Here is a 21,246-nt window from a genome sequence, read left to right on the forward strand (position 1 = left end):
CGGCCCGCCCGTCCTGGCTTACTGATCCTGCGTCAGAATGCCTTTTACATCGTGCGGTTCAGAACGCAGATACTGCGGCGGCACCTGAACTTTGCCATCCAGCGCGGCGGCGGCGTGCCACGGCCAGCGCGGATCGTAGAGAATACCGCGCGCCAGGGCGACCAGGTCCGCTTCGCCCTGTTGCAGCACATCTTCAGCCTGCTGTGGCTCGGTGATCAGGCCCACCGCGATCACCGGAACCGACACCTGCTCACGAATATCCCGGGCAAACGGCACCTGATAATTCGGGCCGACATCAATTTTCTGATCTTCCGACAGGCCGCCGCTGGAGACATGGATATAGGCGCACTGCAGGGCTTCCAGTTCACGCGAGAAGGCGATCGACTGGTTAATCTCCCAGCCACCCTCGACCCAGTCTGTGGCAGAAATCCGCACGCCCACCGGCACCGAAGCGGGAACGGCGTCACGTACGGCTTTGAAGATTTCCAGCGGGAAGCGCATACGGTTCTCCAGCGAGCCGCCATACTCATCACTGCGCTGATTCGACAGCGGCGACAGGAACTGATGCAGCAGATAGCCATGCGCGGCGTGAACCTCGATGAGCTGGAAGCCCAGACGCACGGCGCGCAGGGCGGTATCAACAAATGCCTGGGTAACCCGCGCCAGGTCGTCACGGCTCATGGCAACCGGTTTGATCTCATCTGCGCTGTAGCTCAGCGCCGAAGGCGCGATAGTCTGCCAGCCGCCCGCATCCGGGGCAATCTGCTTACCGCCTTCCCACGGCACCGCACAGGACGCTTTGCGTCCCGCATGACCCAGCTGAATACCGATCGGAATTGAGGAGTAGCGACGCACATCTTCCAGCACCGTCTTCAGCGCGGCTTCGTTGTCATCATTCCACAGACCGAGATCGCCGGGAGAGATGCGGCCAATGTCCTCGACGGCCGTGGCTTCGATGATCATCAGGCCCGCGCCGGAAAAGGAGAGCTGGCCAAGATGGATCCGGTGCCAGGCGGTCGCATTACCCGCTTCGGCGGAGTACTGGCACATCGGCGCAATGACGATGCGGTTATCCAGCGTAAGTTCGCCCAGCGAGACAGTGGAAAAAAGTTGGCTCATGTTATCTCCATGGTGTTATGACTGACGTGACAGGCAATAACTATAGCGGGGGATTGGCAGAGTCGGGGGGAATGCAACGTGACATTTTATGACGGTGCGCTTTCTGCGGTTGCGTCAGAAAACGGCGGAACCTGCCCGCCAGAGGCGACGGGCAGCAAAAAAGGCCAGTCAGATCTGCGCCATGCCGCCGTCGACAAAGAGCTCTGTCGCATTAATAAAGCTGGCGGCATCGGACGCAAGGAACGCCACGGTTTTAGCGACCTCCTGCGCTTCCCCCAGGCGGCCAAGCGGGATCCGGGCTGACAGCGCATCAAACAATCCCTGTCGCTGCTCTTCATTCACCAGTTCGCCCAGACCCGGCGTGCGAATGGGGCCAGGGCTGACAACGTTGACCCGGATACCGCGATCTTTCAGATCCAGCGCCCATGAACGGGCAAAATTACGCACTGCCGCTTTACTGGCGCTGTAGACGCTAAAGGCGGCGGTACCCTGAACGCCGGCAGTAGATCCGGTCAGGATCACCGAGGCGCCTTCAACCAGCAGCGGCAGTGCTTTCTGAACCGTAAACAGCACTCCGCGCACGTTAGTATCAAAGATACGGTCAAAATGCGCTTCGGTAATCGCTCCCATCGGCAGCATGTCACCGCCCCCGGCATTGGCAAACAGAATATCCAGATGTCCCGCCTGTGCCGCGATACGCGAATACACTTCATCAAGATCGTGCAGTTGAGCGGCATCGGCCCGAATTCCCGTGACGTTTTTGCCCAGGTGGATGACGGCGTTATCCAGCTCCCTCTGACGGCGGCCGGTAATAAATACCTGTGCGCCCTGTTGTGCCAGCTCGCTGGCTGTTGCCAGTCCGATTCCGCTGGTGCCGCCTGTCACTAATGCCACTTTTCCTGCGAGTAATGTGCTCATCGGTTTTCTCCTGCTCATAAGGTAACGTTTCCCGGTCAGCGCCGCTGCCGGTCTGATTGCCACTCTATGGGAGCCGGATTAGCAGATAAATCCGCTAAAATGAAAATGACTATTCACGGGGATGGATAATAAAGGGGAAAGAATGGATCAGTTACTGGCAATTAAAGCTTTTTCGCGGGTCGTGGAGAGCGGCAGTTTCACCCGTGCAGCGGATTCCCTGAACATGCCTAAAGCGACCCTGAGTAAGCTGGTGCAGGAGCTGGAAGCGCATCTCTCAGTACGGCTGCTGCAGCGCACCACCCGGCGCGTCACCGTGACGGCAGAAGGGCATGAATATTACGAAAAAGCCCCGCGCATTCTGCATGACCTGGAAGATATCGATGCCTGTTTTAATGCCCTTCGTCAGAAGCCGCGAGGGCATCTGCGCATCGATGTCGGAGGATCGACGGCCAGAGATGTGCTGATCCCGCTGCTGCCCGATTTCTTTGCCCGATATCCTGATATTACTCTGGACCTCGGTGTATCTGACCGGCCGGTGGATATGATTAGGGAAAACGTTGACTGCGTGATCCGGGGCGGTCCTCTGGCCGATTCATCACTGATTGCCCGTCTGATTGGACAGGCTACGCTTGTCACCTGCGCAACGCCTGCCTATCTGAAAGCGAACGGCGTCCCGGCTTATCCTGATGAGCTGCGTAACGGACACCGGCTGGTGAGCTATCTTTCGCCACAGACCGGCAGGCCATTTCCGTTTCGGTTTGAACTGCAGGGGGAAAAAACGGAGATCGTCACGCCGCATCGCATCGGGGTAAATGAGAGTAATGGCCATCTGGCGGCCGGACTGGCCGGGCTGGGGATTATTCAGACGTTCAGTTACTGCCTGATGCCGTTTCTGCAGCAGGGCCGGATGGTGGAGATCCTGCAGGCGTGGCGTCCGGCGGGCTATCCGTTTCATCTGGTCTATCCGCAAAACCGGCATGTCACTCAGCGGCTGAGGGTATTTATCGACTGGCTGGTGGCCTGTTTTCCGGCGAAGGTCGCAGGAGAGGGTGAGTCCGGCACCGGAGTGCCGGATTTTCCGGGATCAGTTACCGCGGTAGGTGGAGTAACCAAAGGGGCTCAGCAGTAACGGAATGTGGTAGTGCTCACCGCTGGCGTCCATGTTGAACTCAACCGGGATTTCCGGGAAGAAGGTTTTCTGGTTGCTCTTTTTGTAGAAGTCACCGGTTTTGAATACGACCCGGTAGCTGCCTGCGGCGGCCATTTTTTCCTGCGGGAAGAGGGCGCTGATGCGACCGTTATTATCCGTGACGCCTGAAGCCAGTTTCACCCAGTTATCCTGCTGCTTTTGATCCAGCTCGACCTCGATTCCCGCCGTAGGCTGGCCGGTCTGCAGGTTCAGAACGTGGACGCTCAGGGGATTTTTAGCGGTGGCAGGCTGCGCTGCGATAGCTGATGCAGCAGAGGTCATCAGTAGTGTAGCAATCAGAGCATATGACGTTTTCATCAATGTTTCCTTTATTGACTCGTTGGGTGACTGTGAGGAAAGGGTATGATCGCTGACGGCAAAGCGACATTTATTGGCGGGAAATGTGAAATTTCTGAGAAATGAAGGCGACAGGCATTTTAGTTACATCATACATAAAGCCTTCCTTTACGCTTAATCCGGCATAGTGCGGTAAAGGCTATTCAATGAAATAAACCGCCGCTCAATAGTGCCAGAAAAAGCGGGGCGGCCAGATGTTAACACTGATTTATATGATTTACGTCAACAAGTTACGAACCGGACTGATGAATATAGTCAACCCGCACGGCTACGCCAGCGCAGCGGCTCTTTTCCTGCTGAGGCTGCCAGATCGTTAAGGCAGGCAGACGGGCAGGCGCGGCTGGCCCTGTCACGCAAACAACTCACTCTTCAGGACGACAAGCATGAGAATGAATAAACTGGCGCTGACCATGATGTTACTGGCTGGCGCGACCGGCGCTGTGGCAGCAGAGCAGGCGGGCGATCCAGCGGCACAGACCGTTACGCAGAGCGGCCCTGCCGCGATTTCATCGCCGGATAGCGGGGCGCAGCGTCAGACGGCATCACACCCGGCTGATGTGCCTGTCGTCTCCGCCGCTCCGGCGGCACAATCCTCTTCGCCATCTCCGGAGACGACGCCGGTTATCTCCACATCGGTAACGGCCGCGCCGCCTTCCGGCAACGGCGTGGCGCCTGCTGTGCAGAACGCAGAGGCATCCGGTATTGCTGCTACCCAATCATCCGGCTCCGCACCGCAGAAAGCCGCGGACGCTGCGGCTCTCCCGTCACAAACGGAGAGCAGGGCGTCAGACTCGGCTGCGCCGGCGGCGGTGGCGTCCTCTGCCACAGAAAAACCCGAAACGCCGCCGGCCACCGCTGACGCTGATACTCCCTCAGCCAGCGCCCCGACGCCATCGGTTACCGCAGCACCCTTTACGCCTGCGCAGGAAGCGCGTATTGGCGAGGTGGCAAAAGCTTATCTGCTTCAGCATCCGCAACTGCTAATCGAAATAGATCAGAAGCTGCAAAAAATGCAGTACGACAATCAGATAAAGGCGATGACCGCTGCCGCCATCCGGCATCAGAACGCGCTGCTGAACGACCAGACTATCCCGGCCATCGGCCCCGCAGACGCCAGCGTTGCGGTAATTGAATTTTTTGATTATCAGTGCAGCGTCTGCGCCCGTCAGGCACCGATTATTCAGTCGCTGATGAAAAGTCATCCACAGATCCGGTTTATTTTCAAAGAGTGGCCCATCTTTGGCTACCGCTGGAAACCCTCTTTTCAGGCAGCCGAAACGGGCCTGACTATCTGGCAACAGAAGGGGGCCGATGCCTATCTGAAATACCATGATGCGCTTTTTACTACCGGCCATATCGAGGGCGCACTGACGCAGAAGGACATTGCCAGAGCGGCATCCGTCGCCGGGGCGGCGAAAATCAAAGCCAGAAGTCAGGCGATGCTGGAGACGTTGTCCGGTACGGATGAGCTGGCAAAAAATCTCGGTTTTCAGGGCACGCCGGGCATCGTCGTGATGCCTGTCTCGGGCGCAACCGCAGAAAATGTCACGGTCTTTCCGGGCGGCGCGACGGAATCGATGCTGCAGGATGCGCTGAATAAGGCGCAGGGTCAGGCCCGCTAACCCTCATCGCGGGGCGGCGGCATCGCTGTCAGTGAACCCGGCCGGAAGGAAGAGTCGCTGCCTTCCGGCATCCTCATTTAATCCCCACCGGCCGTCCGAATGCATGACTGATTGACTCGCAATGAAATAAAGCCATCTTTCGTCAGAACTGACGTTAATAACGTTTTCGTGCTATTTCCGGTGAATAACCATTCCATTTTTCCACTTGTTTCAGCCTCTGTTTTTACGCCACGCAGTAAAGCGGACCAATAATCTCCTGATACCCGGAATAACACCGTACGGCGCTGAACAAACGTCCCGACCCCCGGCTGACGGGGGAAAGAAGAGGGGGTTGGCAACGCTGCGGGACGGTATAGCTGCTGTTTAAGAACGATTTAATATACTCGCCGCGCGCAGAGTGAAGATCGTTTTAATTCAATAACGGTGCGCAATTAAATAATCAGCCAGCATTGTCTCTCTGTCGCGGCTTTATATAACCGACAGGGCTTGTTCTTTTATTGCTGGCAGCCGCAGGCGCATTCGATTGACTTTGTTGCTCGCAGAAGCGCGAGCGACGATTGACTGGACAACACTATGAATCACTATTCCCGCCGTCGCGCGCTGAAGATGATCGGGCTGGTCGCTGTCGCAACGGCCTCCGGTCATCTGCTGCCACTGCCACGGCTCAGTGCGGCCCAGCCCCAGGCACCGCTAACCGGACTGGATGATTTCATCCATGTCTCCCGACTGCTGACCCAGCAGAACGATCTCAGCCCGGCCCTGGCACATGCGCTGATGCTGGCGCTGACCCAGACTTACAATGACATTGCCCGCGATCTCATGACGCTGAACGCGCTGCTGCAGAATCAGCCCGGCCTGCTGCAGCAGGATCGCCTGACGTTTGCACCTGAAGATGCCGCCAGCGAATCGCTGGCGAAGGCCATTCTCAGCGGCTGGTACACCGGCGTTGTCGGCAAGGGCAAGGCTGCCCTGTATGTCACCTATGTGAACACGCTTTCCAGCCAGCTGGTCAGTGACAAAGTTGTACCGCCCGGTTTTGCATACGGTCCTGTAGGAAGCTGGGCGAAACAGCCCTGACGAAGAGAGTTCTGCCATCCATGAATAAACAAACTTCTCCCGACGTGGTCGTGATTGGCGCGGGCGTCAACGGTTCGCTGCTGGCCACGCGACTGGCTAAAGCCGGTAAGCGCGTACTGTTACTGGAGTCCGGCCCCAGAGTCGGCCGCGACGAGCTGGTTGAACGGTTTCGCGCCTCCGCGTTCAAGTCGGACTTTATGTCGCCGTATCCGTTTTCACCGCTGGCCCCGCAGCCACGTTACACGCCAGTGCCCAATGATTATCTGCATCAGGCGGGCCCGCATCCGTTTGCCGCGCAATATATCCGCATCTTTGGTGGCACAAGCTGGCACTGGGCGGCGCAGCTCTGGCGCTTCGTGCCCAACGATTTCCGTCAGCACAGCCTGTATGGCGTCGGCAAAGACTGGCCGATCGGCTATCAGGATCTGGAAGAGTACTACTACCAGGCCGAGGCGATCGCGGGTGTGGGCGGCTCACCGGACAACGGTTCGCCCCGCAGCAAGCCGTTTCCGATGGAGCGCGTTCCGGCTTCCTGGCTGCAGCAGCGGGTGACGGCGCGTCTGGCCCCCGAATTTACGGTGCTGGATGACTGCACCGGGCGAAACAGCCGAAGCTTCGACGGCCGTCCCGCCTGCTGCGGCAACAATAATTGTATGCCGGTTTGTCCGATCGACGCCCAGTATCACGGCGGACTTGCGGCTCAGCAGGCTGAAAACAGCGGGGTGCAGGTCATCACCGAAGCCGTGGTTTATCAGCTGGAGCATGATGCGCAGGGGCGGATCACGGCTGCCCGCTATTACGACTGGAACAAAGTCAGCCATCGGGTGACGGCAGAGACCTTTGTGCTGGCCGCCAACGCGATCGAAACCCCGAAGCTGCTGCTGATGTCCGCCAGCGACACATTCCCGCAGGGTATCGCCAACGCCCGTGACAACGTGGGCCGCAACCTCTGCGATCACCCGGCGATAAGCGTCACTTTCGATGTGGATGAGGAGATCTGGCCGGGCCGTGGGCCGGTCAGCCCGTGCTCGATAGGCCAGTTCCGCGATGGCGATTTCCGGCGCGAGCACTCGCCGTTCCGCATCGATATCTCTAACGCGTCGCAGGTCGCTGCGGTAACTAAGGAGGTACTGGCAGAGGGCTACTTCGGTAAAAAACTGCAGGATGAAATCCGCTTCCGCGCCGCCCGGCGTCTCAGCATTAAAAATGCGCTGGAGCAGTTACCCGATCCCGATAACCGCGTCACCCTGAGCGGCAATAAAGATGCGCTGGGTCTGCCGACGCCGTCGCTTTACTGGAATATCGATGATTACGTGGTCAGAGGCACGGCCAGAACGCGGGAGTGTTACGACGCCATCGCGAAACGGCTGGGTGCGACCAATATCCGGCACAGCAAGAGCGGCAAATTCTCCAACCGTCAGCATATTACCGGCACGCTCTCGATGGGCCGGGACCCGGCGACCAGCGTGACCGATGAATGGGGGCGGGCGCACGACCATCAGAATCTGTTTATGGTCGGCACCGGCGTGATGCCGACGGTCGGCACCTGCAATGTCACGCTGACGGCGATGGCACTGGCGCTGCGCACGGCAGACAAAATCCTGCAGGAGACGCAACATGGTTAAGTTCTGGCACGCTTTACTGACCGCAGGCACCTTACTGGTCGCCCCGGCCCAGGCGCAGTCGGCCGATCAGAGTGAGTTGATCCGGCGCGGTGAGTATCTGGCGATAGCGGGCGACTGCGGCGCCTGCCATACAGAGGAGGGCAAAGCGCCTTTCAGCGGCGGTCACGCCATTGTCAGCCCGCTCGGCACCATCTTCAGCACCAATATCACGCCGTCGAAACAGGCCGGTATTGGTCATTATACGGAAGCAGAGTTCGCGGCGGCGCTGCGGAAAGGGATTCGGGCCGACGGCAGCCGTCTCTATCCCGCGATGCCTTACACCGCCTACGCCAGGCTTAACGATGAGGATATCCTGGCGCTCTACGCCTACTTTATGCAGGGCGTAAAACCGGTGGATGAGCGGCCGCCGCAGACGGCGCTGCCATTCCCGTTTAATCTGCGCATCAGTATGGCGGCCTGGGATCTGCTGTTCGCCGGTGATAAGGTTTATCAGCCCGATCCCACGCAGAGTGCGGCCTGGAACCGCGGTGCCTATCTGGTTCAGGGGCTGGCGCACTGCAGCACCTGTCATACGCCGCGCAATCTGCTGATGGCGGAACAGCAGCATAAGTTGCTGAAGGGAGCGTCGCTCGGCACCTGGTACGCGCCGGATATTACGGCACCGGCCCTGCAGGCGAACCCACACTGGACGCAGCAGATGCTGGCTGAGTATCTGTTGACCGGTCATGCGGCCAACGGCGCCACGGCAGGCGGCCCGATGCGGGAAGCGATCGACAAAAGCTTCTCGCGCATGACGGATGAGGATCGTCAGGCGATCGCCACATATCTGCTGCCCGCCGACGCTGTCATCCCGAAAACCCCGGACGTCACGGGATTGCGGCCGGTCACCGGTGACGATCTGCCGCCGACGCTGGCGACGATCAGCCAGGGTGAACAGATCTATCGGGATAACTGCGCGTCCTGCCATAACTTATCGGGCCAGGGACAGAACGGGCTGCCGGCACTGCAGAATCATCCCGTGCTGAATAAGCCTGTGGCGGATAACGTGGCGATGGCCATTCTGGATGGCGTCTGGCCGGAAAAAGGTCAGGGCATGATCGGGTTTGCCGGTTCACTGGACGACGAGCAAATCGCGGCCGTGACCAACTACGTGATGCAGGATATGGGTCACAGTCAGGTGCAAATCACGCCGGAGAGAGTCAGCGCGCTGCGCGCTGGCGGTGACACGTCGCCGCTGAAACTCCTGGCGCGTATCGGCATGGGTGCAGCGGTGGTTGCGCTGATTCTGATCGCGTTCTGGTTACGGAAAAGACGCGCAGCAAAAGTCTGAGTTGAAATCCCCGCAGGTGTTTGTCGCGGGGATTTTTATGTATTGGTCGGGCAGCGTTCGTTAATTGCCAGCAACGGATTAAAGAGAGGGTGAATTCAGTGTCAGGGCTGCCGACGCCGTTATCGGCTCAAAGGATGAAAGCGAGCGAACGACACGGCAGGGAACAGCAGAGCAGGAGAATCCCGTTAGCCGATGGCGTACCGCATACCTTATTTAACATAATATACATTATGCGCTTTTAATGCTTATGATGTCTGGGCATCGCTGAAATCCTGAATTTCGATGAAAACGGCCTTTTGACCCTGACTGTCGATCCGATCCTCGCTCCGGCCCATTTTCGATGATGGCTTCTCAGTTTATCCCGGTTCATCTGTTGAGCCTCTGACTTTCTGTTTTACGCACTCTGCCAGTCCGCCGCCACGGCTCTGACATATTTGCCATCAGCCACGTCTGCTGTGCCGCACGCACTGATTCACTACGCGCATTCTGTAACGGCCTTCGCTGCTGCAGTACTGATTCACTGACTGGCGCTTTCAACGGCGCACATTGTGTAACGGCCTCCGCTTCTCCGCGGCTGCACGCACAATTTCGGTTTCCGTATTTTCCGTGGACGAAGCAACAAAATGCGCTGACGTCTTCCCACTTATGCGTCTTTGCCGATATCCGCTGTCATGCAGCCCCACAGGTTTTACCACGCTGAGTCTGAGGCGCTGACCTGCTAGCACGCCTTATCCGTCTCGTTGCTGCTGCGGATTCTATGTCCGCCAGTTTCGGTTCCGCGCGCTGCCCGACCGCGACAAAGCCGGATCCTGCTCTGGATGTTGCCGCGTACATCCGAAAAATGGCAACGCTACGTGAATTCTGAGGCTGTTGTGTGGCCCGCTGGCCCCGGAATTTATCAGAACGCGCCATTTTCTGGCCCCGTTATCTGACCACACCGGAAAATTATGGCCGCTGCATGACATCCGATTTCAGGCACGCTAAAGTTGCTGGCTCTGACGGTTTGCTTGATGAGAGAAAATGAAGCGCTTATTTGTCTATGGCACGCTCTGTCCGGGCCGCGAGAACGCCCATATCCTGGAAAAGATTGGCGGCGAATGGCTGGCCGGTTCGGTGAATGGCACTTATTACCCGCGTGGCTGGGGCGCGGCGGCTGACTTTCCCGGCATCATCCTGGACGAAAACGGCCCGGACGTGCCGGGTTACCTCTTTATCTCCGACCAGCTGGAAGCCCACTGGCCGATGCTGGACGCCTTCGAAGATGGCTATGATCGCGTAAAAGTTCGCGTGCAGACGGAGAAAAACCAGCAGCTGACCGCCTGGGTTTATCAGCTCCAGCCGCCGGCGAGCGCCTGATCGATGTTTCCGTAACAAAGCGCGCGCGCCCTTCGGGTTTTATGGCGGGTAGCGCCTCATCGGTTCAGGACGTTATAAATAGCGCAAGCTACTGATTTTTAAGCAGCTATAATGCATCTCCAGCTTTTCACTTTTGGCCACCCTTTTCGCTGCCAAACCCGATCAGGCAGGCACGATGTCAGACAGGTTTATCAAATAAGATTTAATGTATGATGTAACTAAAATAGTCTATTCTTTATACTACCAGCCTTTGCTATATGCCCACCAGCCCTTACTCCGGCCAGCGCTGATGCGGAAACAGTGACACCCGGATATTAAACAGATGGATCAGCGGTGCAACGGCCTCACTCTCTTGCCGGGCGATGCGCTCCAGCCGAAGCAGCAGCAGGTCCAGCTCCTCCAGCAGATCCTGATGCGGCGCGAGCTGTAGCGACTTCATTTTGCGCTTCAGATAGAGCGCCAGCTCATGAAACATCTGTCCACTTTCAATACCGTGCCTCTCCAGAACCTCACGGTAACGCGCATAATAGTCATAACAGTTTGCGCCCAGCCAGGTTTCGGTAATCAGATACCCTCCCACCACGATATCGGGCACCGGATCGAGCCGTTTTCGCGGCAGAATGATGTTTACCCTGTCGAGCATCCGCGCAATAAATTGCTGCCGGGAAAGCAGCGTCGCGGAATTGCGCTCCACCAGTTTGGTAAAGCCCAGCAAATCACGCAGCCCCCGCTGCACCGCGCGTCGGGCAATCCATGACGGCCGTTTATTGCGGATCAACGCCGTCAGCACGACCGCAAACAGAATCCCTGTCATTGAAGAGATGGCCGCGTTGAGCGTCACGATCAGGTTCGGCACGTAGTGATGGCTCAGCCCGATAAAGCCCGGGATCTGAATCGCGACACTCAGCCCGATCAGATTGGTCGCCGGATTGGCGATAAGCAGACTCAGCAGCATCAGACCCGGCAGCAGACAGATCATCAGCGCCTGCAGCGTGTTGGCCTGCGGGATCAGAAACGCGATATAAAACAGACTGACCACCAGCGCAATCATCACCCCTTTGACGAACAGCTTCATCGGCGTTACCGGAGAATCGACGCCCGCGAAAAAGGAGCTGATAATCGCCGCCATTAGCGGCGCATTCGCGCCATCCGCCCAGCCACTGCCAATCCAGAACAGGCTGGAGAGAAAGGTCGCGAGAAAAGCGGTCAGCGCCGACAATCGCAGCAGCCCTTTGTCGATATGCCGGTGCTCCCGGATATTGCGGATCGCGGATCCGTCGCCGTGACTGTAGAGATCCCCGGCGCGCGCGCTGACGTTCTCATAGGCATCGGCAATACGCACAAAGTTTGCCATCCGTTCCAGCAGCCCTATCAGCAGCAGACTCTCTTCGGTTGCCAGCTCCCCTGCCCGCCAGGCCTGCTCCAGCGTCTCCTGAGTGGCCGCAATCGCTTCCCGCAGTCCGTTAATATCGTTAACCCGGTCATGATGCAGCCACAACAGAAACTGCTGAAAGACATCGGTGACGCACGGCGGAAAGCGGATGTTCAGTTCAGCCAGTACGCCCAGCCGTGACTCAATGGCGGTCAGGGTTGGCAGCAGATAGGTCAGATGCTGATACTGCACGCTGACCAGACGAATGACGTTTCGGGCGGCCTCGCCCTCATAGACGCAGTGCGTCAGCAGCGTTTCGACGTTAAGCGGATAGCCAGCCATCTGAATCAGGATATCTTCCCGCTCCAGCGATTTGTTCTTCGCCATCCCGCTAATCAGTTCGTCACACAGTCTGCGGGCGTTCAGGAACCAGTGATTGACGCTCTGCCCCAGCAGATGGTGCATGGAAACCGGGAACAGCAGCCGGTGAATCAGCGTACTGCAGAGGATCCCCAGCGTGATCTCTTCGATCCGTGAAATCACCGTATTAATAATCGCTGACGGCGTATCAACATCGGGAAAGCCCATAATCGCCGCGCTGTAACCCGCCAGCATAAAGATATAGCTCTTCGGTGTGCGGTCATGCAGCGAGAGCCAGAGGCAAACCGTCACCCACAGTGAGACGCACAGGCTGAACAGCACCGGTGACTGCACCGTTTCGGGATAGATCAGCAGAATAAAGGTGCCGCCCAGCAGCGTGCCCAGCAGCCGAAACAGCGATTTTGAGATGGTCGAGGCGGCATAAAGCTGCGAGGTGACAAAGACGGTCGTCAGCGCCCAGGCCGGTTTTTCAAAGTTCAGGATCAGTGCGACAGAGAGTGCGATAAACGCGGCAAGGGAGGTTTTGCAGGCAAACAAAACCGCGTTTTTGGTAAACCATTTCATCGAATGAGGGCAGCCAGGAGCTTTCTGAGGCGCGTATCCTGACAGAAGCGCCAGCGTTTTACTCTCAGTTAAATTTTACAAATTATTACCAGCCTAATAACGCCTTTTTATCCTGCGGTGAACAGCTTCCTGAACGGCCTGCGAACGGCAAACAATCCCCCTTCTTTCCCCTTCAGATTCTGTGTGTGCGTCTGTTCCCAGGCTAATCTTAAGGTTGGTCGCGTATGCTGCCACCCGCACACTGCAACTGCGTGGGTGTGCACAAAAGATGACTTACCTGCGATACGATTTTGCCTGCCTCGTGCAGGCTTTTTTTTTCTGAAATAGTGACACAAAACCTGAGCTGGCGGACGGGATCGTAAAAAAGCCCGCAATCGGCGGGCTTACGCTGTTATCTGACGGGAATGCCACCATTCTCCAGTGCTTCAGCCTTTTCGGGATACTGCCCGGCTGTCCCGGCGGTCATAATCACCGCCCCGCAGCGGATGCAGTGATCGCCCTTCACATCCGGTACCACATCTGCCGGATTGCCCGTATTCAGGCTGACATCACGCGTGGCGTAAACGAACGCCTCTCCTTCACATCCCGGACATTTCATAGCTGACTCCCTTGTTGACCCTGTCTGCTAAGCATAGACGACAGCGGCTGAGCCACGGGCACCCGGACAGTGCTTTCAGAATGGGCCCATATTGCCGGTGATGCCTGAGACTACGCCTGATGCCGCAGCCGCTCCAGCATAATCAGGGAGTGGCTGAAAATGGCGTCGGCGATATGCTGCGGGAAACCGGACGGCAGTGTATCGCGCACCGCCACAACGGCCTGAGGAAAGGCCCGGACAAAGAAATCAAAAATCTGCTGCAGACTGTCCGTATCGAAACTGACGCTTCTGGCCGTATTGATAAAATGACGCGGGAAGATTTTGTCGATCTCCGTTTTCCGGCCCCGGCTGGCGCGCAGCCCCATCGCCAGTTTCAGGGCGCGCCTGTTCAGACCCGTGCCACCCATTACCGGATAGGCGGAGATGAGATCATAGAAGGGGGTCAGGCGGTAGCTGCCGCCGCGCTCAATAAACAGGGAGAAGTTCTTGGCGTGGCCATCGGTTGCGCCTGTCAGCCACTGAAACACCTGAAACTGCATAAACCGGTAGCGATCCTCAATAGCGTTACTCGACCCCATCAGTATCTGCATGATCTCCGTAATCCCCGGCCCGCCGTCCGACTCATATTTGGTCGAGGATGGCAGCCCCAGCGCCTGACAGAAATCCTCCTGCGGCAGGCGAATCAGACGGGTTTTATCGCGTGACCAGCGGCGATCGAAACGTTCGACGGCCAGGGCGCGCATCCTGCCGGCCTGGATTATTGTGGCCTGCGGCACATCGATACCGAGTGCGCGGGCCAGTGCCAGACAGAGATACTCATTCTCTACGCTTTCGCGCATATCGAGCGTGGCGGCAGGCTGTTTAATCTCCCCAATCGGCAGCTTGATAATGTGGGAGGTAGGCGTGGCGCCGGCTGGAATGCTCCAGCCCTCATCGGTCAGCAGCAGCGCGGTCTTTTCCTGCGCACCCGCCACCGAGATACGGAAATCGGTCTCTTCCCGCAGCATCCCCAGCGGGATATCTGACTGATAGGCCGACAGGACGCTTTCGAGGCGGGTTTCATCCAGCACTTCGTAGCGGGCGTGCAGCGCGGGCAGCGGCATATCGGGCGGCAGCAGCATGGTTGCGCCAACGCTGTCGCGGCCGATCTCCTGCAGCAGATCGAACGGCTGACGCGATTTTATCTGATAACGCGCTACGATTCTGTCGCGAATCAGCGGACTGTCCGGCAGCAGGTTATCGAAAAAATTGATGACCGCAGGGGAAGTGATCGCCCGGACCTGCAGTGGCAGCGAGAGTGACAGCGGCCTGGAGAGCGGATTACTCAGCCAGCCGGTATCATACTGAAACTCATGCGCGCCGTTGCGCTGTCGGGTCAGTACACCCACCCGCTCGCCGTTCATCCACGCTATCAGCCTCTGCATTACCACGCATCCTCATCATCAATCTGTGGCGTTGCCGCCGCCGCTTTTTCCTGCACATCCAGACTCAGTTCCAGCGACTGCAACAGTTTAAACAGCGTGGCCAGTGAGGTGTTGTCAGGCGCATTTTCAAAGTGGGAAATGGTGGCCTGTTTCAGGCCGACCTTTTTTGCCAGTTCACTCTGGGTCCAGCCATTGCGCTGGCGGATCAGTTTCAGCCGGTTTGCCAGCTGAAGCGGGCTGTATATCATTGGGCGCTCCTCCGGAAAGCAGACGACAAGCATAGCGCAGTCGTCTTATCCCTGACAGGGTATAAATGACACTTTATCCCCACAAGAGGATAAATACAATTTTATACCCTTCCGGGGATAACGGGCGATTTATCCCTTATAGCGGATATTCCGGGATTTACTAACGGATTAAAGAGGAGCAGGATGCAGACATTGACCCTTACCCACGAGATGAACGATGACGACCGGGAAGCCCTGCTGATCGGTCTGGGCGCGTATAACCAGACGTTTATCCAGCGAGATAACTGGGGGCCGCTGTCGGTTGCCTGCCATGATCCGCAGGGAACGCTGCGCGGAGGCCTCATAGCGTCACGGAAAGGCAACTGGCTCTGTATCGATTATCTCTGGGTAGACGAAACGCAGCGGCGTCACGGCACAGGCAGCGCGCTGATAAATGCGGCAGAACAGGAAGCGGTCAGAATGGGGTCACGGTTTGCGCTGGTCGATACCTTCAGTTTTCAGGCCCTGCCGTTCTATCAGAAACAGGGTTATGCGTTACAGATGTCACTGCCCGACTTTCCGCATGAGGGGATGCAGCGCCATTACCTGATAAAAACGCTGGATCACGCTGACGGGCAGAACGCCAGCGTGACAGCGTCACCGTAGGTCAGAGGCCCGCAATATGGCGCAGATCGGCCTCGGCACCCGGTGCTACGGCCAGCACCTGCGCCCCTCGGGTGAGGCGGTCACCCTCAGTGTTAAACGGATGAACCCAGCCGCCCGCCTCTTTTACCAGGCAGTACCCCGCCAGACAATCCCAGGCGTGCATGTAAGGTTCGTAATAACCGACTACGCGGCCTGCAGCCACCCAGGCGAGCATCAGCGCACCCGATCCGATACGGATAAAGTTACCGCCCGCCGTCAGCAGCGCCGCCACTATTTCGCCCACCTGCTGCGGCGTCACATGGCTGTTGGCACCAAACCCGGTGACATGATTCTGCAGCGTCCGTGAGGGATCGACGGCCAGCGGGCGTCCGTTAAGGGTTGCTCCCTGCCCCAGCGCCGCCACATAGCACTCCTGATAGGTGGGCGCGAAGATCACGCCGATAACCGGTTCATCGCCGCGCAGCACTGCAACCGACACACACCAGCTCGGCATCCCGTTGAGAAACGGGCTGGTGCCATCGATCGGGTCAACCACCCAGGTATAGTCAGATTGTCCCGGCTGCAGGCCCGACTCTTCACCCAGAAAGCCATCGTCGGGAAAGGCGTCACGGATGCGGCTGGCGATCAGCTGCTCCACGTCACGGTCAGCAATTGAGACAACATCCTGCAGATCATATTTGGTCTCCACCACCAGCGTCTCCCGGCGGTGAAACCAGGATAAGGCAGTCGCGCCCCCTTCGCGCGCCACGGCTTCAGCCAGGGCCAGTCGCGTCATGATTTCGTGCGTTTGCATACGAACTCCCGGATTTCATCAGATTAACGGGCAATCAGGGCAAGGCCCTGAGGCTTGAAGTGGATACCGACCCGGGCCGCGAGCGGCAGACGCTGCGCCATCAGCGGATCGATAATGAACAGTGCGCCCAGCTCGGTCGCCACCTCATATTCGATGTGGTCGCCCAGCCAGGTGCTGTGGATCACATCCCCCTGCAATGCGCCGTGGCCCGCCTCCGACAGCGTGATAAACTGCGGTCGCACGGCCAGCTGCGCAAGCCCGGTCCGGGCAGAGGAGCTCTGTACCCGAAATTGCTGAGTGCCGAGGCGAATCAGTGCCTCCTCTGTATCGGCCTGCACCACTTCACAGGGCAGAATGTTGGCCTCCCCCATAAAGTCAGCGATAAAGACCGAGTCAGGTGCGTGATAAAGCGTCTCCGGCGCGCCCTGCTGAGCAATATCCCCCTCTTTCATGACAATAATCTTATCGGAGACGGCCAGCGCCTCCTCCTGATCGTGGGTGACATAGACGGCGGTAAAGCCGATCCGCTGCTGCAAATCGCGAATATCGGTGCGCACCCGACGGCGCAGACGCTCATCCAGGTTCGACAGCGGCTCATCGAGCAGCAGCACCTGCGGCTCCAGCACCAGCGCACGCGCTACCGCAATACGCTGCTGCTGTCCACCGGAGAGTTCCGACGGCAGCCGCTGCCCCTGGCTGTCGAGTCCCACCAGCTTCAGCCCTTCGTGCGCCCTTTCCTGCGCTTCACGTTTGTTCATGCCCGACGACAGCAGGCCATAGAGAATATTGTCGAGGGCGTTCATGTGCGGAAACAGCGCATAGGACTGGAAGACCATCGCCACGTCACGCTGGTTGGCGGGCAGATGGGTGACATCTTTGCCGCCTATCAGGATCCGGCCCGAGGTGGGATGTTCCAGCCCGGCCAGCAGCCGTAGCGTGGTGGTTTTGCCGCAGCCGGAGGGGCCGAGCAGCGTCACCAGCGTACCCGGCTCCACGCTGAGCGACAGATCCGGCAGCGCCGTGAAGCCGTCAAAATGTTTGGTCACATGCTCAAAAACCACCGAACCAGCTTGAATGGTCGTCATACGGCTCTCTCCTGAGTCAGGGTGGATGCAGAGGGTGCGGCAGTGATGACCGCCGGTCGGGTTGCGCGGCGCAGGCGGCGTTCGCCCACCAGAAGCTGGAAGAGGCCGATGATCAGAAGCATTACCACGATCAGGACAGAGGAGTAGGCAATCGCCACGCCATACTCTCCGTTCTCCACCAGGCCGACGATATAAGAGGTCGCCATGTTGTACTGCGCGCTGACCAGGAAGATCACCGCGCTGATCGAGGTGATGGCCCGCACAAAGGCATAAACCAGCGCCGCACTGATGGCCGGTTTCAGCAGCGGCAGCACCACTTTGCGCAGCGTGCGGAAACTGTCTGCGCCCAGCGTCAGGGAGGCTTCATCCAGGCTTTTATCGAGCTGGCTCATGGCTGCGATGCCGCCACGGACACCCACCGGCATGTTGCGGAAGACAAAGCAGGCGATCAGGATAGTCGCCGTGCCGGTGATCTCCAGCGGCGGCAGGTTATAGGCCATCACATAACTCACGCCAATTACCGTGCCGGGAATGGCAAAGCTCAGCATCAGCATAAATTCAAAGGTCTGACGACCGGCAAACTTCTGCCGTACAATCAGCCAGGCGGTCAGCAGGCCCACGATAGCCGTCAGCGGCGCGGCGATCAGCGCAATCTCCAGCGTGGTCCAGAATGAATTCCAGGCGACGCCGCGCCAGACCAGCGTGCCCTGCTCAATAGTGACGCTGAAGGCCCGGATATAGTGATCCAGCGTCAGCGCATTATTCAGCCCCCAGGACTGCACAAAGCCGCCGACCATAATCATGCCGTAGATCACCAGCGTGAAGAGGCCCCAGGGGATCACCATGCCGTAGACGCCGTAGCGCACCGGACGTGGCAGCCGGGCGTGACGGCCGCCGTCACCTTTCCCGGTCACGGTGGCAAAACTCTTGCCGGAAAGCCAGACGCGCTGTACCAGGAAGGCGAACAGCGTGAAAGTCAGCAGGATCATCGCCAGCACCGCGGCGCGGCTGGGATCGTTCTGAGCGCCGACCACCGAAAAGAAGATCTCTGTCGAGAGTACGCCGTGACTGCCGCCCAGCACCATCGGGTTACCAAAATCGGCCATGCTTTCGATAAAACTGATGAGAAAGGCGTTGGCCAGACCGGGTGCCATCAGCGGCAGCGAGATGCGGGAGAAGGTACGCCAGCGGCTGGCGCGCAGAGTCTGTGACGCCTCTTCCAGCGAAGGCGAGATCCCCTCCACCACACCAATCAGCACCAGAAACGCAACGGGCGTAAAAGAGAGCACCTGGGCGATCCAGATGCCGGTCATGCCATAGAGCCAGCGGCCCGGCTCGATGCCGAACAGCGTCGCCAGCGATTCCGTCACCACGCCGGAGCGGCCAAACAGCAGGATCAGCGCCAGCCCGATGACAAACGGCGGCGTGATAATCGGCAGAATGGTCAGCATCCGCAGCGCCTTTTTGCACGGCAGCGGCGTGCGGGTAGCCGCCAGCGCAAATGCCAGCCCCAGCAGAGTGGATCCGCTGGCCGTCATCAGGGCCAGTCCCAGCGTACGCCAGGCGGTGCCGCAACTGCCGCCGGTGAAGCAGCCAAGGCTCCAGATGGCCGGATCCTGCAGATTCGCCAGCAGTCCGTCAGGCTTAAAGCTGCCATCAACATCCTGCACTGAGGCGACAAACAGACTCAGAACCGGATAGATCACAAAGGTGGTGACCAGCGCCACCAGCAGTACAATCGACGCCACCACAAAGGCATCGCCTTTCAGCACGCCGCGCTCGGCCAGTGCAAAGGCGAAGATCAGCAGAAACAGGGTCAGCAGCAGCAGTGCGCCTGCCCCCATCGCCTGTTGCCCCTGCGCCAGCGGCCCCGCAAGCTGATCCAGCCAGAGCCAGTTCCAGCCGCTGAAGCCGATGGCATGCCCTTCCAGCACCAGAAACAGGATGCCCGTGAGGCTGAACAACAGAAGCAGCGTACTGCGGGTTCGGCCGAAGGGCAGAAAGCGGCAGGCCGCCGCGAGCAGCCAGAGCGCCACGACGACGCTGAGCCAGGGGCGTAACGCAAGCTGGCCCAGCGCAGGGGTGCTGTTCTCATCGCGCCACAGGCTGAAGATCCCGTCAACGCTGAAAAAGCCCTGCTCCAGACTGTACCAGGGCAGCAGCGTCAGCGCGACGACTCCCGCCAGCAGCACACCGGTTAAGCGACGATTGTGCGCATTCATAAATCACCTCGTTCAGGAAGCGGACATCAGGCTTGCGCCACCGCGGTCTGGTACAGGCCCGGCTCAGGCAGCCAGGCGCACACCACCGTTACTGCGCGCGGGCACCGATCTCTTTATCCCAGCGACCCAGCAGCGCCTTGCGTTTTGCCGCGTCACCGTAGGTTTTGAAGTCATAATCGATCAGCTTGATGTTCTCGAAGCGCGGCGCGTATTCAGAGATCGCCGCCTGGCGGTTGGAGGGCAGCTGGAACGATTTCGCCTCTTTCATGTGCGACTGCGCCTCAGCACTCAATGCCCAGTCATACCAGCTTCTGGCGTTGGTCAGGTTGCGGGCCCCTTTGATGATCGACATCGAGCCAATCTCATAGCCGGTGCCCTCGCAGGGGGCAACGGGCTTAATCGGGAAGCCATCCACCTGCATGGCGACGGCATCGTGCATAAAAACGATGCCGATGGTGGTTTCGCCGCGCGCGGCGGCTTTGACAGGTGCCGAGCCGGACTTGGTGTACTGGGAGATGTTGGCATTCAGCTTCTTCAGAAAGTCAAAGGCCTGGTCTTCGCCCATAATCTGAACCAGCGTTGCCAGGGTGTTGTAAGCCGTGCCGGAGGAGTTCGGATTGGCGATCTGAATTTCGCCTTTGAAAGCGGGATCGAGCAGGTCCGCCCAGCAGGCCGGTACCTTCTGCTTTTTCTCCGCCAGCAGTTTCGTGTTGTAGCCCCAGCCCAGCGCGCCGGCATAGACGCCGACGGTGCGATAGCCGGAGATCTCTGCCACCTTCTGCGACCAGGGCTGCTGCTGGTCGAGCAGTGGCGAGTGGTAAGCCTGCGTCAGGCCCTCTTCTGCGGCCTGCATATGCGGGTCGCCGGTACCGGCCCACCAGATATCGGTGCGGGGATTCCGCGCTTCGCTGCGGATACGGGCATAAGCCTCACCGGCGGAGAGTCGCACCATGCTGACTCTGATATCGGGATGAGACTGGCTGAACAGCGTCGTCATCTGTTCGCATACCACCACATCCGCAGAACAGATCATATTCAGATTGCCCGCTGCCGCAGCGGCAAAGGGCACGGCCGGGCAACTGACAATAACAGCAGCAAGCAGAGAGGAATAACGCATGATGTTCTCCTGAGGGGCCGGATGACGCAGAGTCGCCACCCTTTGCACATGTGTGCAATTAGTACGGCCTCCCTGCCTGGCTGTCAATTCAGTTATCCCGCAATTGTCAGCTTCTGTCACAAATTTGAAACATTCAGCGCATCGTTATCTTTTGCACAGCTTTGCAATTTCAGGCAGACTCACTGCGGGCCCTCACGGGATAAG

18 protein-coding genes are annotated in these 21,246 nt (G+C 58.6%); 7 read left to right on the forward strand and 11 right to left on the reverse strand.

What is annotated here, in order from left to right; all coding sequences use genetic code 11:
- Nucleotides 1-18: 18 nt before the first annotated feature.
- Nucleotides 19-1,119: an NADH:flavin oxidoreductase/NADH oxidase gene (locus ACR6AS_RS05500; RefSeq protein WP_111140375.1), complete on the reverse strand. Its 1,101-nt coding sequence runs from the start codon at nt 1,117-1,119 to the stop codon at nt 19-21.
- A gap of 168 nt (nt 1,120-1,287) precedes the next feature.
- Complete coding sequence (locus ACR6AS_RS05505) at nt 1,288-2,037, reverse strand: SDR family oxidoreductase (protein WP_434161380.1); 750 nt, start codon at nt 2,035-2,037, stop codon at nt 1,288-1,290.
- Between the two features lie 142 nt (nt 2,038-2,179).
- On the opposite strand from ACR6AS_RS05505, the gene ACR6AS_RS05510 reads away from it, so the two are divergent.
- Entirely contained in the window at nt 2,180-3,166 is a 987-nt protein-coding gene (locus ACR6AS_RS05510) for a LysR family transcriptional regulator (RefSeq protein WP_434161383.1), read from the forward strand.
- Here ACR6AS_RS05510 and uraH read toward each other — a convergent pair.
- A complete protein-coding gene (gene uraH / locus ACR6AS_RS05515) occupies nt 3,122-3,544 on the reverse strand; it encodes a hydroxyisourate hydrolase (protein WP_111140378.1) in 423 nt (140 codons plus the stop codon). The two genes, ACR6AS_RS05510 and uraH, sit on opposite strands and share 45 nt — an antisense overlap.
- A gap of 848 nt (nt 3,545-4,392) precedes the next feature.
- Here uraH and ACR6AS_RS05520 point away from each other — a divergent pair.
- The 5 genes from ACR6AS_RS05520 to ACR6AS_RS05540 all read left to right on the forward strand — a co-directional run bounded on the left by ACR6AS_RS05520 (nt 4,393) and on the right by ACR6AS_RS05540 (nt 10,593).
- Nucleotides 4,393-5,205, forward strand: a complete 813-nt coding sequence (locus ACR6AS_RS05520) for a DsbA family protein (protein ID WP_434161987.1) — start codon at nt 4,393-4,395, stop codon at nt 5,203-5,205.
- 573 nt (nt 5,206-5,778) lie between these two features.
- The gene (locus ACR6AS_RS05525) at nt 5,779-6,282 is read left to right on the forward strand and encodes a sugar dehydrogenase complex small subunit (protein WP_111140498.1); all 504 of its coding nucleotides are present in this window, start codon (nt 5,779-5,781) and stop codon (nt 6,280-6,282) included.
- A 20-nt stretch (nt 6,283-6,302) separates the two neighbouring features.
- Nucleotides 6,303-7,907, forward strand: coding sequence for a GMC family oxidoreductase (locus tag ACR6AS_RS05530; RefSeq protein WP_111140499.1), 1,605 nt, complete (start codon nt 6,303-6,305; stop codon nt 7,905-7,907).
- On the forward strand, nt 7,900-9,237 hold the full coding sequence (locus ACR6AS_RS05535; RefSeq protein ID WP_434161388.1) for a cytochrome c: 1,338 nt from the start codon (nt 7,900-7,902) through the stop codon (nt 9,235-9,237). The genes ACR6AS_RS05530 and ACR6AS_RS05535 overlap by 8 nt, the downstream gene beginning before the upstream one ends.
- Nucleotides 9,238-10,257: 1,020 nt before the next feature.
- Nucleotides 10,258-10,593 (forward strand): gamma-glutamylcyclotransferase family protein, encoded by a 336-nt coding sequence (locus ACR6AS_RS05540; RefSeq protein ID WP_111140501.1) that lies wholly within the window; start codon nt 10,258-10,260, stop codon nt 10,591-10,593.
- Nucleotides 10,594-10,864: 271 nt separating this feature from the next.
- On the opposite strand, the gene ACR6AS_RS05545 is transcribed toward ACR6AS_RS05540, so the two are convergent.
- From ACR6AS_RS05545 to hipB, 4 genes are all read right to left on the reverse strand, one after another.
- Nucleotides 10,865-12,910, reverse strand: coding sequence for an FUSC family protein (locus ACR6AS_RS05545; RefSeq protein WP_111140502.1), 2,046 nt, complete (start codon nt 12,908-12,910; stop codon nt 10,865-10,867).
- Between the two features lie 391 nt (nt 12,911-13,301).
- Nucleotides 13,302-13,508, reverse strand: a complete 207-nt coding sequence (locus ACR6AS_RS05550) for a type II toxin-antitoxin system MqsA family antitoxin (RefSeq protein WP_111140503.1) — start codon at nt 13,506-13,508, stop codon at nt 13,302-13,304.
- A gap of 110 nt (nt 13,509-13,618) precedes the next feature.
- Nucleotides 13,619-14,932: a type II toxin-antitoxin system HipA family toxin gene (locus ACR6AS_RS05555; RefSeq protein WP_434161391.1), complete on the reverse strand. Its 1,314-nt coding sequence runs from the start codon at nt 14,930-14,932 to the stop codon at nt 13,619-13,621.
- Complete coding sequence (gene hipB / locus ACR6AS_RS05560) at nt 14,932-15,180, reverse strand: type II toxin-antitoxin system antitoxin HipB (RefSeq protein WP_111140505.1); 249 nt, start codon at nt 15,178-15,180, stop codon at nt 14,932-14,934. The genes ACR6AS_RS05555 and hipB overlap by 1 nt, the downstream gene beginning before the upstream one ends.
- A gap of 183 nt (nt 15,181-15,363) precedes the next feature.
- On the opposite strand from hipB, the gene ACR6AS_RS05565 reads away from it, so the two are divergent.
- Nucleotides 15,364-15,825, forward strand: coding sequence for a GNAT family N-acetyltransferase (locus tag ACR6AS_RS05565; protein ID WP_293770048.1), 462 nt, complete (start codon nt 15,364-15,366; stop codon nt 15,823-15,825).
- 1 nt (nt 15,826) lies between these two features.
- On the opposite strand, the gene ACR6AS_RS05570 is transcribed toward ACR6AS_RS05565, so the two are convergent.
- The 4 genes from ACR6AS_RS05570 to ACR6AS_RS05585 form a co-directional block, all read right to left on the reverse strand.
- Complete coding sequence (locus ACR6AS_RS05570) at nt 15,827-16,618, reverse strand: inositol monophosphatase family protein (protein WP_111140507.1); 792 nt, start codon at nt 16,616-16,618, stop codon at nt 15,827-15,829.
- 23 nt (nt 16,619-16,641) lie between these two features.
- Nucleotides 16,642-17,703: an ABC transporter ATP-binding protein gene (locus ACR6AS_RS05575; RefSeq protein WP_434161396.1), complete on the reverse strand. Its 1,062-nt coding sequence runs from the start codon at nt 17,701-17,703 to the stop codon at nt 16,642-16,644.
- A complete protein-coding gene (locus tag ACR6AS_RS05580) occupies nt 17,700-19,925 on the reverse strand; it encodes an ABC transporter permease (RefSeq protein WP_434161399.1) in 2,226 nt (741 codons plus the stop codon). The genes ACR6AS_RS05575 and ACR6AS_RS05580 overlap by 4 nt, the downstream gene beginning before the upstream one ends.
- 88 nt (nt 19,926-20,013) lie before the next feature.
- Nucleotides 20,014-21,042, reverse strand: a complete 1,029-nt coding sequence (locus ACR6AS_RS05585; protein WP_434161402.1) for an ABC transporter substrate-binding protein — start codon at nt 21,040-21,042, stop codon at nt 20,014-20,016.
- Nucleotides 21,043-21,246 lie beyond the last annotated feature (204 nt).

It is taken from the genome of Pantoea phosphatilytica (assembly GCF_051025615.1).
In the GTDB taxonomy this organism is placed as follows: domain Bacteria; phylum Pseudomonadota; class Gammaproteobacteria; order Enterobacterales; family Enterobacteriaceae; genus Pantoea.

Bases quoted from the DNA above. Each gene is read 5' to 3' on its own strand.
- ACR6AS_RS05570 (WP_111140507.1), bottom strand. From the start codon at position 16,618: ATGCAAACGCACGAAATCATGACGCGACTGGCCCTGGCTGAAGCCGTG.
- ACR6AS_RS05550 (WP_111140503.1), bottom strand. From the start codon at position 13,508: ATGAAATGTCCGGGATGTGAAGGAGAGGCGTTCGTTTACGCCACGCGT.
- ACR6AS_RS05510 (WP_434161383.1), top strand. From the start codon at position 2,180: ATGGATCAGTTACTGGCAATTAAAGCTTTTTCGCGGGTCGTGGAGAGC.
- ACR6AS_RS05545 (WP_111140502.1), bottom strand. From the start codon at position 12,910: ATGAAATGGTTTACCAAAAACGCGGTTTTGTTTGCCTGCAAAACCTCC.
- ACR6AS_RS05535 (WP_434161388.1), top strand. From the start codon at position 7,900: ATGGTTAAGTTCTGGCACGCTTTACTGACCGCAGGCACCTTACTGGTC.
- ACR6AS_RS05525 (WP_111140498.1), top strand. From the start codon at position 5,779: ATGAATCACTATTCCCGCCGTCGCGCGCTGAAGATGATCGGGCTGGTC.
- ACR6AS_RS05540 (WP_111140501.1), top strand. From the start codon at position 10,258: ATGAAGCGCTTATTTGTCTATGGCACGCTCTGTCCGGGCCGCGAGAAC.
- ACR6AS_RS05580 (WP_434161399.1), bottom strand. From the start codon at position 19,925: ATGAATGCGCACAATCGTCGCTTAACCGGTGTGCTGCTGGCGGGAGTC.
- hipB (WP_111140505.1), bottom strand. From the start codon at position 15,180: ATGATATACAGCCCGCTTCAGCTGGCAAACCGGCTGAAACTGATCCGC.
- ACR6AS_RS05575 (WP_434161396.1), bottom strand. From the start codon at position 17,703: ATGACGACCATTCAAGCTGGTTCGGTGGTTTTTGAGCATGTGACCAAA.
- ACR6AS_RS05565 (WP_293770048.1), top strand. From the start codon at position 15,364: ATGCAGACATTGACCCTTACCCACGAGATGAACGATGACGACCGGGAA.
- ACR6AS_RS05530 (WP_111140499.1), top strand. From the start codon at position 6,303: ATGAATAAACAAACTTCTCCCGACGTGGTCGTGATTGGCGCGGGCGTC.
- ACR6AS_RS05505 (WP_434161380.1), bottom strand. From the start codon at position 2,037: ATGAGCACATTACTCGCAGGAAAAGTGGCATTAGTGACAGGCGGCACC.
- ACR6AS_RS05500 (WP_111140375.1), bottom strand. From the start codon at position 1,119: ATGAGCCAACTTTTTTCCACTGTCTCGCTGGGCGAACTTACGCTGGAT.
- ACR6AS_RS05555 (WP_434161391.1), bottom strand. From the start codon at position 14,932: ATGCAGAGGCTGATAGCGTGGATGAACGGCGAGCGGGTGGGTGTACTG.
- ACR6AS_RS05585 (WP_434161402.1), bottom strand. From the start codon at position 21,042: ATGCGTTATTCCTCTCTGCTTGCTGCTGTTATTGTCAGTTGCCCGGCC.
- uraH (WP_111140378.1), bottom strand. From the start codon at position 3,544: ATGAAAACGTCATATGCTCTGATTGCTACACTACTGATGACCTCTGCT.